The following is a 13,610-nucleotide window of genomic DNA, read 5'->3' on the forward strand; positions in this document are numbered from 1 at the left end:
CATGTTGATTCCCCGCAAGGTCAAGCACCGCAAGCAACACCACCCGCGCCAGCGCGGCATCGCCAGCGGCGGCACGCAGGTTAACTTCGGTGACTACGGCATCCAGGCGCTCGAGCACGCGTATGTGACCAACCGGCAGATCGAGTCGGCTCGTATCGCGATCAACCGGCACATCAAGCGTGGCGGCAAGGTGTGGATCAACGTGTTCCCCGACCGCCCGCTGACCAAGAAGCCCGCCGAAACCCGGATGGGTTCGGGTAAGGGCTCCCCCGAGTGGTGGGTGGTCAACGTCAAGCCCGGCCGGGTGCTGTTCGAGCTCAGCTACCCCAACGAGCAGACCGCCCGCGCGGCGCTCACCCGCGCAATCCACAAGCTGCCGATCAAGGCACGCATCGTGACCCGAGAGGATCAGTTCTGATGGCACTGGGCATTTCGCCGGGCGAACTGCGCGAGCTCACCGAAGAGGAGCTCACCGACCGCCTGCGCGAATCCAAGGAGGAGCTGTTCAACCTGCGCTTCCAGATGGCGACCGGGCAGCTCACCAACAACCGCCGGCTCCGCACGGTCCGTCACGAAATCGCGCGCGTTTACACCGTGCTGCGCGAACGGGAACTGGGCCTCGCTAGCGGACCCGACGGCACCGACGGAACTAAGGATTCGTGATGGCAGAAGCTAAGAAGGCGCCCGCCAAGGCCGCTCCCAAGAAGGCCGCTCCCAAGAGCGCCGACGGCGCGTCGAAGGACAAGGGCCCCAAGCACACTCCGGCCAACCCGAAGACGCGCGGGCGGCGCAAGGTGCGCATCGGCTATGTCGTGAGCGACAAGATGCAGAAGACCATCGTGGTCGAGCTGGAAGACCGCATGCGGCACCCGTTGTACGGCAAGATCATCCGGACCACCAAGAAGGTCAAGGCGCACGACGAGAACAGCACCGCCGGCATCGGCGACCGCGTCTCGCTGATGGAGACGCGCCCGACGTCGGCGACCAAGCGCTGGCGGCTCGTCGAGATCCTCGAGAAGGCCAAGTAGCCGGGACCCAACCGGTCTTAGCCCGCGGTCCTCACCGCGATGCCGTCGAGCAGCTGTCCCAACCCGGAGCGGAACTCGGCGCGGTGGTCGGCGTCCGCGCCGTCGAAAGCCCCCGCCTCGAGCGCCGCCGACAATGCGGGGAATCGGTCCGCGTCGATCACCCGGCGCAGCAGGGCGGGGTAGTGGGGGCCGTCGACGGGCGCGGCCTCGATCGCCAGCGCCGCGGCTCCCCGAACGAAATGCAGCACCGCCATGACCGCGGCCAGCTTGTCGCGCTCGGCCAAATTCGTATCGCACAGCGTCGCGAGCCCGGCGTCCAGCCACGCCAACTGGCCCGGATCGGCGGGAGGCCCGGCCGAGGCGGCTTGCAACACCCACGGATGCCGGTGATAGACGTCCCATAGCCCCGTGGCCCAATCGGCAAGAGCGCTACGCCAATCCGCTGGATCCGACGGCGCGGGGGGCGGCCCCGGTGCCGACGACAGCATGAACGTGACCAATTCGTCCTTGTTGGCCACGTGGCGGTACAGCGACATGGTGCCGCAGCCCAGCCGCTCGGCAAGCCGGGCCATCGATAGGGCGCCCAGCCCGTCGGCGTCGGCCAGCTCCACCGCCGCGGCGACGATGCGCTCCCGATTCAGACCCCGCGTCCGACGGCCGGGCGCGGGCTCGCGCCAGAGCACCTCCAGGGCGCGGGGCAGATCCTCGTCGGACATCACCGCCAGCGTAATCGAGTGGACCGCCCAACGCGTATGACATACGCTATGCGTATGCCATACGCAAAACTGACTCCCGCCCTGACCGTGGTTGTCGCCGCCTTCCTCGCCTACTCCCTGCCGCCGTACTTCACCGGGCGCACGCGCGTGCCGGCCACGTTCGCGCTGCACTATCCGCTGCTGGTGGGCCACGTGATGTTCGCCGGCGTCGCGATGGCGGCCGCCGTGCTGCAGATCTGGCCCGGGCTGCGGACCCGCCGGCCCGCGCTGCACCGACGCGTGGGGCGGGTCTATTTCGGGGCCGCCACCGCGGCCGCCGTGTGCGCGATGGCCATCGGGGCGGCGACGCCGTTCGGCCCGTTCCTGGCGGCCAGCAACGTCTGTCTGGCGTCGCTGTGGCTGTGGTTCACGATCAACGGCTACCTCGCGGCGCGGCAGCGCCGGTTCGCCGAGCATCGGCGGCACATGCTCACCAGCGCGACGCTCGCGCTGTCGGTCATCACCAACCGGATCTGGACGCCGATCCTGTTCATCACGCTGCAGCCGTTGCGCGGCAGCGTCTTTAGCGGCAACGCGGAGCATTACCTGTGGTTCGTGGCCGGTCTCGGGGCGTGGCTGGGGTGGACGATTCCCTTCGCGAGTGCGCGATGGTGGCTGCGTCGCAAGCCGGTGACGCCGTCGCCGATTCCTCAGCCAACGGACACATCGCGGGTGTAATCTCCGGGCGACCTTCATCGAGCGCTATCCACCCCGGGGCGAGGCTGGAATGACAACGGAATTCAACGGCAAGATCGAGCTGGACATCCGCGATTCGGAGGCGGACTGGGGGCCGTACGCGGCCCCGACGGCGCCGGAGAACTCGCCGAACATTCTGTATCTGGTGTGGGATGACACCGGGATCGCGACGTGGGACTGCTTCGGCGGCCTGGTCGAGATGCCCGCCATGACCCGCATCGCCGAGCGCGGGGTGCGGCTCTCGCAGTTCCACACCACCGCGCTGTGCTCGCCGACCCGGGCCTCGCTGTTGACCGGGCGCAACGCGACCACGGTCGGCATGGCCACCATCGAGGAGTTCACCGACGGCTTCCCCAACTGCAACGGGCGAATCCCGATGGACACCGCGTTGCTGTCCGAGGCGCTCGCCGAACGCGGCTACAACACCTACTGCGTCGGCAAGTGGCACCTGACACCGTTGGAAGAGTCGAATCTCGCGTCGACGAAACGGCATTGGCCGACCTCGCGCGGATTCGAGCGGTTCTACGGGTTCATGGGCGGCGAGACCGACCAGTGGTACCCGGACCTGGTGTACGACAACCACCCGGTCAACCCGCCGGCCACCCCGGAGGACGGCTATCACCTCTCCAAGGACATCGCGGACAAGACCATCGAGTTCATCCGCGACGCCAAGGTGATCGCGCCGGACAAGCCGTGGTTCAGCTACGTGTGCCCCGGCGCGGGCCACGCGCCGCACCACGTGTTCAAGGAGTGGGCAGACAAATACGCCGGCAAGTTCGACATGGGCTACGAGCGCTACCGCGAGATCGTGCTGGAGAACCAGAAGGCGATCGGCATCGTCCCGCCCGACACCGAACTGTCCCCGGTGAACCCCTATCTCGACGTGAAGGGACCCGGCGGCGAACCCTGGCCCATGCAGGACACCGTGCGGCCGTGGGACTCCCTGGGTGATGAAGAGAAGAAGCTGTTCAGCCGGATGGCCGAGGTGTTCGCCGGTTTCCTGAGCTATACCGACGCCCAGATCGGCCGCATCCTCGACTATCTCGAGGAGTCCGGGCAGCTGGACGACACGATCATCGTGGTGATCTCTGACAACGGCGCCAGCGGTGAGGGCGGGCCGAACGGGTCGGTCAACGAGGGCAAGTTCTTCAACGGCTACATCGACACCGTCGAGGAGAGCATGAAGCTCTTCGACCACCTGGGTGGGCCGGAGACCTACAACCATTACCCGATCGGGTGGGCGATGGCCTTCAACACCCCGTACAAGCTGTACAAGCGCTACGCCTCCCACGAGGGCGGCATCGCCGACACCGCGATCGTTTCGTGGCCCCACGGGATTGCGGCGCACGGCGAGGTCCGCGACAACTACGTCAATGTCTGCGACATCACCCCGACCGTCTACGACCTGCTCGGCATGACGCCGCCCGAACAGGTCAAGGGCATCACGCAGAAACCTCTGGACGGCGTGAGTTTCAAAGCGGCCCTTGCGGATCCGAATGCCGACACCGGCAAGAAGACCCAGTTCTACACCATGCTGGGCACGCGAGGGATCTGGCATAAGGGCTGGTTCGCCAACACCGTCCATGCCGCCACGCCCGCGGGCTGGTCGCACTTCGACGCCGACCGCTGGGAGCTGTTCCATATCGAGGCGGACCGCAGCCAGTGCCACGACCTGGCCGCCGAGCAACCCGAAAAGCTCGAAGAGCTCAAGGCGCTGTGGTATTCCGAGGCCGCCAAGTACAACGGGCTGCCCTTGTCGGACCTGAACATCATCGAGACGATGATGCGCTCGCGGCCCTACCTGGTCGGCGAACGGTCCAGCTACACCTACTATCCCGACTGCGCCGACGTCGGCATCGGCGCCGCCGCCGAGATCCGGGGGCGCTCGTTCGCCCTGCTGGCCGACGTGACCGTCGACACCACCGGCGCCGAGGGCGTGCTGTACAAGCAGGGCGGCGCCCACGGCGGGCACGTGCTGTTCGTCCAGGACGGCCGGCTGCACTACGTCTACAACTTCCTCGGTGAGCGCCAACAGCTGGTTTCCTCGTCCGGCCCGGTGCCGCTGGGCCGGCACCTGCTGGGGGTTCGCTACGAGCGGACCGGAACCGTCGAGAACAGCCACACCCCGCTCGGTGACCTGACGCTGTTCGTCGACGCCGAGGTGGTCGGCACACTCGCTGAGGTCAGCACCCACCCGGGCACGTTCGGACTGGCCGGGGCGGGAATCACCGTCGGGCGCAACGGCGGTTCGGGGGTGTCCAGCCGGTACAAGGCGCCGTTCACGTTTACCGGCGGCACCATCGCCGAGGTCACCGTCGACTTCTCGGGCCGGCCGTACGAGGACGTGGAACGGGAACTCGCGCTTGCGTTTTCGCGCGACTGAGCTGGCGGTCGGCCTGCTCTGTCTGGCAACGGGCGTCGTCGTCGGTTGCGAGAAGACCACGGGCGGCACCGCCGTGCGACCCAGTGCGCCCAGGCTGTCCGACCCGGCCGAGCCGGTGCCCGGCATCCAAGTCACGGTGCCCGACCACATCCCGCCCAACGCCGTGGCATGCTTTCCGCCGCCGCCCGCCAGCGGGACCATGGCGAGGGCCTGGGTGCCGGACCCGGTGGCGCCGGTGATCGTCCTGCCCCTGCCCGACGGCTGGAACTCGACCCGCGGCGCCGGGGACGTGGCGCTGACGTCGACCGGTCCCGACGGCATGTCGGTGCGGGTGACGATCGCGCCGACGGACCTCGATCCCGGCGGGGCATTCCTGCGCTACACCGCCGACCTGCGCACCAAGCAGCCCGGCGGCACCCTCACCGTCGCGGCCGCGCAATTCTGCAGTTACAGCAGCCAGGTGCTGACCGGCACCGTTCCGGGCGGGGTCGCCTTCGCCGACCGCATCACCCACATCTGGACCAACACGAAGGCGTACCTGGTGGCCGTCCAGCTGGACGGACCGGCGGGCGCGCCCGGATTCGACGCGGCGAAATCCACGGTGATGCAGCAATTTGCGGTCGTCATCCCCTGAAAAGGAGCGGTTTCAGGACCGGCGGGCGGTAGCATCTGGCCCCGTGATGCCCCAATGACCATCGAAGCACCCCCGCCACCGGCGCCACCCCAGGCGCGAGGTCCGCGTCTGGCGATCGCGTTCGGGATCATCGTCTTTCTCATCGTCATCTACGTGCTGTCGCTGATCGCGGTGCACCTGCTGGCGAAATCGGCGCCCCCGCTGCCGTCGGTGGACCTGAGCAAGGTCGAGGCCGAAGACAGCGTCGTGCAGGTCCGGCTCGAGAAACTGGATACCGTCGCCAACCGTTTGACGGTGAATGTCCTTGTCTACCCGAAGGATTCGCTGTACGACAAGAACTTCGGGGTGCTCACCACCGACGCCGCCGTGCGCCTTTACCCGGAGAACGACCTCGGCGACCTGCAGTACCCGGTCGGAAAGGCGCCGGCGCAGGTCAGCACCACCATCGAGGCGCATGGCGATCCCGGCAACTGGCCCTTCGACACCTACAAGACGGAGGTCATCGCGGCCGACGTGTTCACCGGCTCCGGGCAGAACCGCGAAAAGTCACCCGCGCGCCTCGAGGCAACCGGAAAGCTGGACGGCTGGGACGCCACCGTCACCCGCGTCCACGACCCCTCGGACTCCAACCCGGACATCCAGGACGACGTGATCATCACCCTGAAACGCGCCAAGGGCCCGCTGATCTTCGACATCGGCATCTGCCTCGTCCTCATCGCCCTGCCCGTGCTGGCGTTGTGGGTGGCCATTCCGGTGGCGTTGGGCAGGACCTCGTTCCTGCCGCCGATGGTGACGTGGTACGGCGCGATGCTGTTCGCCATCGTCCCGCTGCGCAGTATCCTGCCGGGTAGCCCGCCGTACGGTTCGTGGATCGACCAGGCCGTCGTGCTGTGGGTCCTGATCGGACTGGTCACCGCGATGGCCCTGTTCCTCTCCGGCTGGTGGCAGCAACGCGATCGAAGATCGCCGAAGAAGGGCTGATCGCCTACTCCGCGACTGCCGCGCCCGCCGAACTGATCGCGTCGACGGCGCTGGAGACCCGCGATTGGAAGTCGGGTGGCAGCGGGATGTAGCCGTTGCGCGCCAGCTCCACCTGGCCCGGCCCGATCGCCGCCTGCAGGAACGCCTTGACCGCCCTGGCGTCTTCGGCGTTGGGGTACTTCGAGCAGACGATCTCGTAGGTGGCCAGGACGATCGGGTAGACGTCGGGTTGAGCGGGGTTGTAGAACGACGAAATGTCGAGCACCAGGTTGTTGCCGGCGCCAGTGATCTTGGCGCCCATGATCGTCTTGCCGACCGTGTCGGTGCCGATCCGCACCGGACGCAGGGACCTGCGGCTCGCCGGGGTCTTGATCTCGGCGGCGAAAAGACCCTGCTGCAGCGCGAACGACAACTCGTTGTAACTGATCGCGCCCTCGGTGGTTTTCACGAGCTCCGAGGTGCCCTTGTTGCCGGCGGCGCCGATGCCGACCCCGCCCTTGAACGCCTTGCCGGTGCCCTGTTTCCACACCCCGCCGGACGCGGAGGACAGGTAGGACTGGAAGTTGTCGGTGGTACCCGAATCGTCGCTGCGGTAGACGACTTTGATGTCCTCGGCCGGCATGGACGTGTTGAACGCGGTAAGCGCCGGGTCGTCCCAACGGGTGATGGTGCCGTTGAAGATCTTGGCCAGGGTGGGCGCGTCGAGCACCAGGGAGTCGACGGCGCCGAGGTTGTAGGTGATGGCCAGCGGGCCGAACACCACGGGCAGGTTCCAGGCGTCGGCTCCGCCGCACCGCTGTTTGGCGGCGGCGTATTGATCGTCGGAAAGCGGTATGTCCGATCCGCCGAAATCTGTCTTTCCGGCCAGGAATTCTTTGATCCCCGCTCCCGACCCGTTGGCGGTGTAGTTGAGGTTCTGTCCCGGGCAGGCCCGGTGGTAGGCCTCGACGAACTTCGTCATCGCGTTCTGCTGCGCGGTCGAGCCGCTGGCGATCAGGGTCTGCTTGCCGCCGCAGTCGACCTTCGCGCCCGCGGCGTACGCCAGGGTGGCGTGGGAGTTGGTGCAAGCCGAGCTCACCATCGCGGCCGCGGCCAACAAGCTGATGGCGGCGGCTGAGCGCTTGTGCTTCACGGTGGTTGCCTCCCGGCGATGGATACACCTCAGACTTCTACAGCCACCGAATTAACAGGCAAACCAACAACGGATGAACTGGTCATCAATTGGGGCGGCCGCCGGTTTCGCTGGGTAGCGAACAACGGTTCGGCGGGTTGACGGAAATTACCTGATTGATGAAGTAAATTCCGATCCATCGCGCGGACGCGACCGGTTCGCTACGATCAATCCGCGCAGGGCCCGCCGAGTTGCCGCAATCCAACGGAGGTGTCGACCGATGACCCATCAAGCCCCACCGGCTCCGCCGCCTCCAACGCCACCGGAACAACCGGCCGCCGCACCCCCCGAGGCGCCCCCCGCTCGCGGCCGGAAGCGCACCCTGTTGGTGATCGGCATCCTGGTGGCGTTCCTCATCGTCTACGGCCTGTCGCTGTTCGGGGTCCATTTGCTGGCCAAATCGGCCGCACCGATCAAGCCGCCGGACTTGAACGCGACCGGCGACACCGTCGTTCTGGTGCGGCTGGAGAAGCTGGAAACCGTCGCGAATCGCCTGACGGTCAAGGTGCTCGTGATTCCCGAGGACTCCATGTTCGACAAGCGCCTCGACGTGCTGAAGACCGACACCGCCGTGCGGATGGACCCCGCGAACGACCTCGGTGACCTGCAATACCCGGCGGGCAAGTCGCCGGCGCAGGTCGCCACCACGATCGAGGCGCACGGCGATCCCAACAACTGGCCGTTCGACTCCTACAGCACCGACACCCTGTCGGCGGAGGTGCTCGTCGGGCAGGGCGACGCCCGCCAATACATACCGGCCCGGGTGGAAGTCACCGGGGCGCTGGACGGTTGGGACGTCAGCGTCCAGCGGGTGGGTGAAGCAAGCCAGGAGGCGGACCGCCCCGACAACGTGATCATCACGCTGCACCGGGCCAAGGGGCCGCTGATCTTCGACTTGGGCATCTGCCTGGTGCTGTTCGCCCTGCCCACCCTGGCTTTCGCCGTGGCCATCCAAATCGCGCTGGGCAGAAGGAAATTCGTGCCGCCCTTCGTGACCTGGTTCGCCGCCATGCTGTTCGCCGTGATCCCGATACGCAATTTCCTACCGGGGTCTCCGCCACCGGGTGCCTGGATCGACCAGGTCTTGGTGATTTGGGTGCTGATGGCGCTCGTCGCCGCGATGGCCCTGTACATGTTCACCTGGTACCGACAATCGGACTGAGGCCCGTCCTACCCTGAAGGGGTGCTTACCGAGCTGGTCGACCTGCCGGGCGGATCGTTTCGGATGGGCTCGACGAGCTTCTACCCCGAAGAGGCGCCCATCCACACCGTGACGGTCGGGCCGTTCGCGGTGGAGCGGCACCCGGTGACCAACGCGCAGTTTGCTGAATTCGTCTCCGCCACAGGCTATGTCACGGTGGCCGAGCGGCCGATCGACCCGGCGCTTTACCCGGGCGCGGATCCTGCAGACCTGGTTCCGGGCGCCATGGTCTTCCGCCCGACGGCGGGGCCGGTCGACCTGCGTGACTGGCGCCAGTGGTGGGCCTGGGTGCCGGGCGCCAGTTGGCGAAATCCGTTCGGGCCGGGCAGCGATCTCGCGGAACGGGCGGACCATCCGGTGGTGCAGGTGGCGTATCCCGACGCCACCGCGTATGCGCGGTGGGCCGGCCGGCGGCTGCCCACCGAGGCGGAGTGGGAGTACGCGGCCCGCGGCGGAAATTCGTGGACGTACGCCTGGGGAGAGGACGCGAATCCCGACGGTCGGCTGATGGCCAACACGTGGCAGGGAAAATTCCCGTACCGCAACGACGGCGCGCTCGGTTGGGTGGGGACCTCCCCGGTCGGGGCGTTCCCGCCCAACGGATTTGGGCTGCTCGACATGATCGGCAACGTGTGGGAGTGGACCGCCACCGAGTTTTCCGCGCACCACCGGCTCGACCAGCCGCCGAAAGCCTGTTGCGCACCCTCGGGACCTGCGGACCCGAGCGTCAGCCAGGCGCTGAAGGGCGGATCGCATCTCTGCGCGCCGGAATACTGCCACCGCTACCGGCCGGCCGCACGGTCGCCGCAGTCGCAGGACACCGCGACGACCCACATCGGGTTTCGCTGCGTGCTGGATGCGGCGTCGGGATAAGCTGCCTCGCGCCGGCCGGGCAGCAAACCGAGCCCCGATCTGCGCCGCACCTCAGGCGGCGAAAGCGACCGGCGGGTTACCGCCGGATGGACGGTAAGTGACGGACCTTCCATCGTCGCGCGCGGCCGCCGCGGATTCGCTAGCATCGCCACGTGTCGGCCGTCGACGAGCCAGATGTCATCAGCGGAGTGGCAGTGACCACCGAGGCCCCGACGACATCGGCCCCGCCGCCGCCCTCGGACGCGCCGCCCGCGCCCCCGCCGCCGCCGCGCAAGCAACGGTCGAAGCCGCGCATCGCGATCGGCATCGCCATCCTCGTGGTCGTCGTCTCGGCCTACGCCCTGTCGCTGTTCGGTGTCCATCAGCTGCAGGAGGCCGAGGCACCGCTTCCCCCACTGGACCTGAGCCAGGGTGGCGGCGACGCGACCATCGTGCAGCTGCGCCTCGAGGAACTCAAGACCACCGCGAATCGCCTAACGGTGAATGTGCTTGTCTATCCTGGGATTTCGGCCTACGACAACCGCCTCGACGTGCTGGGCACCGACGTCGGTGTGCGCCTGTATCCGACGAGCGACCTGGGGGACCTGCATTACCCGAGGGGGAAAGCCCCCGCCCAACTCAGCACGACCATCGAGGCGCACGGCGATCCCGGCAACTGGCCCTTCGATTCCTACAGCACCGAGCCGATCTCGGCCGATGCGTTCGTCGGCTCGGGCGACAACGTCAAGAAGGTGCCCGCCCGCGTCGAGGTAACCGGCGAGCTGGACGGGTGGGACGTCAGCGTCCACCGGGTGCACGACCCCGCCGCGCTGCCCACCCAACGCGGTTCCGACAACGGGAACGTGGTCGTCACCCTGAAGCGGGCCAAGGGGCCGCTGATCTTCGACCTCGGCATCTGCCTGGTGCTGATCAGCCTGCCCACCCTGGCGCTGTTGGTGGCAATCCCGATGGCGCTGGGCAGGCGTAAGTTCTTGCCGCCCTTCGCAACCTGGTACGCCGCGAACCTGTTCGCGATCGTCCCGTTGCGCAACATCCTGCCCGGCGCCCCACCGCCCGGTTCCTGGATCGACCAGGCCATCGTCCAGTGGGTGCTGATCGCGCTCGTGACGGCGATGAGCCTGTACATTTTCGCCTGGGTGCGGCAAGGGGACTGACGCTCCGGCGCGCCGGTTAACGGCCTTGTGTTAAAGCTGGTAGCACCGTGTGTTAAGAACTCGTAGCGGGGCTCGCTTCAAGGTGCCAGCAAACTGCTCCGTTGCTAGTCTCCGTCCGTGTCGGTTGAACGGGACGTCGTCGTAGCGCTGCCCACAAATGGCCACGGCGCTGCCCCCGCGGCACCAACCGCACCCGCCGACCCGCCCGCGCGTAAGCCGCGACGGCGCCACCTCTTCCTCGACATCTCGATCATCGTGGGCGTTGCCGTCGTCTACGTCCTGTCGCTGCTCGGGTATCACTGGCTGGCCACCGCACCGGGCCCGCTTCCCGACCCCGTACTGAACACCGCCGACGGCACCGTGGTCTTGATGCGTTTCGAGCAGCTGCACACCGTGGCGAACCGCCTCGACGTGAAGGTGCTTGTGATGCCGGACGATTCGATGATCAACAAGCGCCTCAACGTGTTGAACACCGACACCTCCGTGCGCATCTTTCCGCAGAACGACCTGGGAGACCTGCAGTACCCGGTGGGGAAGCTGCCGGCGCAGGTGGCCACCACCATCGAGGCCCACGGTGACCCCAGCGACTGGCCGTTCGACTCGTACCGGACCGACACCATCCAGTCCGACGTTCTCATCGGGTCCGGGGAAAACCGCGTACTGAAACCCGGTCGGGTCGAAGTGACCGGGAAGCTGGACGGCTGGGACATCTCCGCCACCCGGGTCGCGCGCAACCCGAGCGACCCCGATCGCCCGGACAACGTCGTCATCGAGCTGCACCGGGCCAAGGGCCCGCTGGTGTTCGACCTCGGGATCTGCCTGGTCCTCATCACGCTGCCCACGCTGGCGCTGTTCGTGGCCATTCAGATGCTGACCGGCCGACGGCAATTCCTGCCGCCCTTTTCCACCTGGTATGCCGCGATGCTGTTCGCCGTCGTGCCGTTGCGCAACATCCTGCCGGGGACCCCGCCCGCGGGTTCGTGGATCGACCAGGCCGTGGTGATCTGGGTGCTGATAGCGCTGGCCACCGCGCTGGTCCTCTATATCGCCGCCTGGTACCGACATTCGAGCTGACGCTCTTGTCGCAGGGCTGTGGCATACTCGAACACATGTTCGATGAACCGACCCGTGCCGAGGTGATCGCCCGGTTCGACGAAGAGATCGAGCGGTGCTATCCGTCGAAGACCGCGGAGTCTGCCGCGTTGATCGAGGAGATCTGCTCGGCGGCGCGGACCGAGAACCGTCAGGCGGCCGCGCAGTTGGATGCGATCGGGCGGTTGTTCGGCTACCGGCTCTCGCGGTGTTCGGACACCGAGGATTGGGCGATCGACACCATGGAGGCGGTGGCGGCCGAGGTGGGGGCGGCATTGCGGATCAGCCAGGGGCTCGCCGCGAGACGGCTGCGCTACGCCCGTGCCATGCGCGAGCGGCTGCCGCAGGTGGGGGAGGTGTTTGCCGCCGGGGATATCGATTACCGGTTGTTTCAGACGATCGTGTACCGCACGGATCTGATCGAGGATCCCGACGTGCTGGCGGGCGTGGATGCGCGGTTGGCGGCCAATGTGGCGCGCTGGCCCTCGATGAGCCGGGGCCGGCTAAGTGCCCAGGTGGACAAGATTGTCGCCAAGGCCGATGTGGATGCGGTGCGCCGGCGCGCCAAGGCTCAGCGGGATCGCGAGGTGTGGGTCGGCCCGGATCAGGATGGGCGGGCGGAGTTCGGTGGGGTGCTGTTGTCCCCGGATGCGCATGCGTTGGAGAAGCGGCTGAACGGGTTGGCTGCGACCGTGTGTGTGCATGACCCGCGTACCCGTGAGCAGCGTCGCGCTGATGCGTTGGGGGCGCTGGCCGCGGGCGCGGATCGGTTGGGGTGTCGGTGTGGGCGCCCCGATTGCGCGGCGGGGAAGCGCCCGCCGGCGGGTCCGGTGGTGATTCATGTGATCGCCGAGCAGGCCACCCTCGACGGGCGGGGCTCGGCGCCGGCCTCGGAGGTGGGTGCCGACGGGCTGATCCCGCCCGAACTGCTCGCCGAACTCGCGAAGTCGGCCAAGTTGACGCCGCTGATCCACCCCGGCGAGGCGCCGCCCGAGGACGGGTATGTGCCGTCGAAGGCGTTGGCCGATTTCGTGCGCTGCCGGGATCTGACGTGTCGCTGGCCGGGCTGCGATGCCCCGGCCACCGGCTGCGACCTGGATCATACGATCCCCTATGCCCAGGGCGGGGCCACGCACGCGTCAAATCTGAAGTGCTACTGCAGAACTCATCATTTGATCAAAACCTTCTTCGGCTGGGCCGAACAGCAACTCGCCGATGGGACGCTGATCCTGACTTCCCCGGCCGGGCACACCTACGTGACGACCCCGGGCAGCGCGCTGCTGTTCCCCAGCTTGTGTTATTCGGTGGGCGGGATGCCGACGCCCGAGGCCGACCCGGCCCCGGATTACTGCGGCGAGCGCACCGCGATGATGCCCAAACGCCGGCGCACCCGCGCCCAAGACCGCGCCTACCGCGTCGCCGCCGAACGCCGACACAACCGCGACGCCCGCACCGCCCGCCGGACCGAGGCCTGGAGCTACACCCTGCCCGCCCCACCCGCCGACGACGACGACGAACCCCCACCCTTCTAGGCGGTGGGTAGGTTTAATTCCCGAGGTCCGCGGTGCGTGGGCCTGCGGCTGTCCCCTTTCAGCAGCCCGTGGTCCCGGCCGGCCGAGCGCCCCGGCGTCTCCAACGCTGC

The 13,610-nt window shown here is 67.6% G+C and carries 14 protein-coding genes; 12 read left to right on the plus strand and 2 right to left on the minus strand.

Annotation, left to right across the window (positions count from 1 at the left end; translation table 11 throughout):
- The first annotated feature begins 1 nt into the window (after nucleotide 1).
- From rplP to rpsQ, 3 genes are read left to right on the plus strand one after another with little or no spacing between them, the layout of a single operon-like run.
- Nucleotides 2–418, plus strand: coding sequence for a 50S ribosomal protein L16 (gene rplP / locus AC5Y7V_RS06090; protein WP_067012938.1), 417 nt, complete (start codon nucleotides 2–4; stop codon nucleotides 416–418).
- Nucleotides 418–663: a 50S ribosomal protein L29 gene (gene rpmC / locus AC5Y7V_RS06095; RefSeq protein WP_499879146.1), complete on the plus strand. Its 246-nt coding sequence runs from the start codon at nucleotides 418–420 to the stop codon at nucleotides 661–663. The genes rplP and rpmC overlap by 1 nt, the downstream gene beginning before the upstream one ends.
- Nucleotides 660–1,028, plus strand: a complete 369-nt coding sequence (gene rpsQ, locus AC5Y7V_RS06100; RefSeq protein ID WP_499879147.1) for a 30S ribosomal protein S17 — start codon at nucleotides 660–662, stop codon at nucleotides 1,026–1,028. Before rpmC ends, rpsQ begins: the two co-directional genes overlap by 4 nt.
- Before the next feature lie 17 nt (nucleotides 1,029–1,045).
- On the opposite strand, the gene AC5Y7V_RS06105 is transcribed toward rpsQ, so the two are convergent.
- Nucleotides 1,046–1,744: a TetR/AcrR family transcriptional regulator gene (locus AC5Y7V_RS06105; RefSeq protein WP_499879148.1), complete on the minus strand. Its 699-nt coding sequence runs from the start codon at nucleotides 1,742–1,744 to the stop codon at nucleotides 1,046–1,048.
- 48 nt (nucleotides 1,745–1,792) lie between these two features.
- Between AC5Y7V_RS06105 and AC5Y7V_RS06110 the strand changes: the two genes are divergently transcribed.
- From AC5Y7V_RS06110 to AC5Y7V_RS06125, 4 genes are read left to right on the plus strand one after another with little or no spacing between them, the layout of a single operon-like run.
- Complete coding sequence (locus AC5Y7V_RS06110; RefSeq protein WP_499879149.1) at nucleotides 1,793–2,461, plus strand: DUF2306 domain-containing protein; 669 nt, start codon at nucleotides 1,793–1,795, stop codon at nucleotides 2,459–2,461.
- Between the two features lie 49 nt (nucleotides 2,462–2,510).
- The gene (locus tag AC5Y7V_RS06115) at nucleotides 2,511–4,862 is read left to right on the plus strand and encodes an arylsulfatase (RefSeq protein WP_499879150.1); all 2,352 of its coding nucleotides are present in this window, start codon (nucleotides 2,511–2,513) and stop codon (nucleotides 4,860–4,862) included.
- The gene (locus AC5Y7V_RS06120; RefSeq protein ID WP_499879151.1) at nucleotides 4,843–5,496 is read left to right on the plus strand and encodes a hypothetical protein; all 654 of its coding nucleotides are present in this window, start codon (nucleotides 4,843–4,845) and stop codon (nucleotides 5,494–5,496) included. Before AC5Y7V_RS06115 ends, AC5Y7V_RS06120 begins: the two co-directional genes overlap by 20 nt.
- A 54-nt stretch (nucleotides 5,497–5,550) precedes the next feature.
- Nucleotides 5,551–6,477 (plus strand): DUF4436 domain-containing protein, encoded by a 927-nt coding sequence (locus tag AC5Y7V_RS06125; RefSeq protein WP_499879152.1) that lies wholly within the window; start codon nucleotides 5,551–5,553, stop codon nucleotides 6,475–6,477.
- A 4-nt stretch (nucleotides 6,478–6,481) separates the two neighbouring features.
- On the opposite strand, the gene pstS is transcribed toward AC5Y7V_RS06125, so the two are convergent.
- A complete protein-coding gene (gene pstS / locus AC5Y7V_RS06130) occupies nucleotides 6,482–7,609 on the minus strand; it encodes a phosphate ABC transporter substrate-binding protein PstS (protein ID WP_499879153.1) in 1,128 nt (375 codons plus the stop codon).
- A gap of 259 nt (nucleotides 7,610–7,868) precedes the next feature.
- Between pstS and AC5Y7V_RS06135 the strand changes: the two genes are divergently transcribed.
- From AC5Y7V_RS06135 to AC5Y7V_RS06155, 5 genes are all read left to right on the plus strand, one after another.
- Nucleotides 7,869–8,810, plus strand: a complete 942-nt coding sequence (locus tag AC5Y7V_RS06135; protein WP_499879154.1) for a DUF4436 domain-containing protein — start codon at nucleotides 7,869–7,871, stop codon at nucleotides 8,808–8,810.
- 21 nt (nucleotides 8,811–8,831) lie between these two features.
- A complete protein-coding gene (locus AC5Y7V_RS06140) occupies nucleotides 8,832–9,722 on the plus strand; it encodes a formylglycine-generating enzyme family protein (RefSeq protein WP_499879155.1) in 891 nt (296 codons plus the stop codon).
- A gap of 194 nt (nucleotides 9,723–9,916) precedes the next feature.
- The gene (locus AC5Y7V_RS06145) at nucleotides 9,917–10,876 is read left to right on the plus strand and encodes a DUF4436 domain-containing protein (RefSeq protein WP_499879625.1); all 960 of its coding nucleotides are present in this window, start codon (nucleotides 9,917–9,919) and stop codon (nucleotides 10,874–10,876) included.
- A gap of 147 nt (nucleotides 10,877–11,023) precedes the next feature.
- Nucleotides 11,024–11,950 carry a DUF4436 domain-containing protein gene (locus tag AC5Y7V_RS06150; protein WP_499879626.1) on the plus strand — a complete coding sequence of 309 codons (927 nt, stop codon included), beginning with the start codon at nucleotides 11,024–11,026 and terminating at the stop codon, nucleotides 11,948–11,950.
- A 35-nt stretch (nucleotides 11,951–11,985) separates the two neighbouring features.
- Entirely contained in the window at nucleotides 11,986–13,500 is a 1,515-nt protein-coding gene (locus tag AC5Y7V_RS06155; protein WP_499879156.1) for an HNH endonuclease signature motif containing protein, read from the plus strand.
- The last annotated feature ends 110 nt before the right edge of the window (nucleotides 13,501–13,610 follow it).

The organism is Mycobacterium sp. NGS34 (assembly GCF_059812845.1).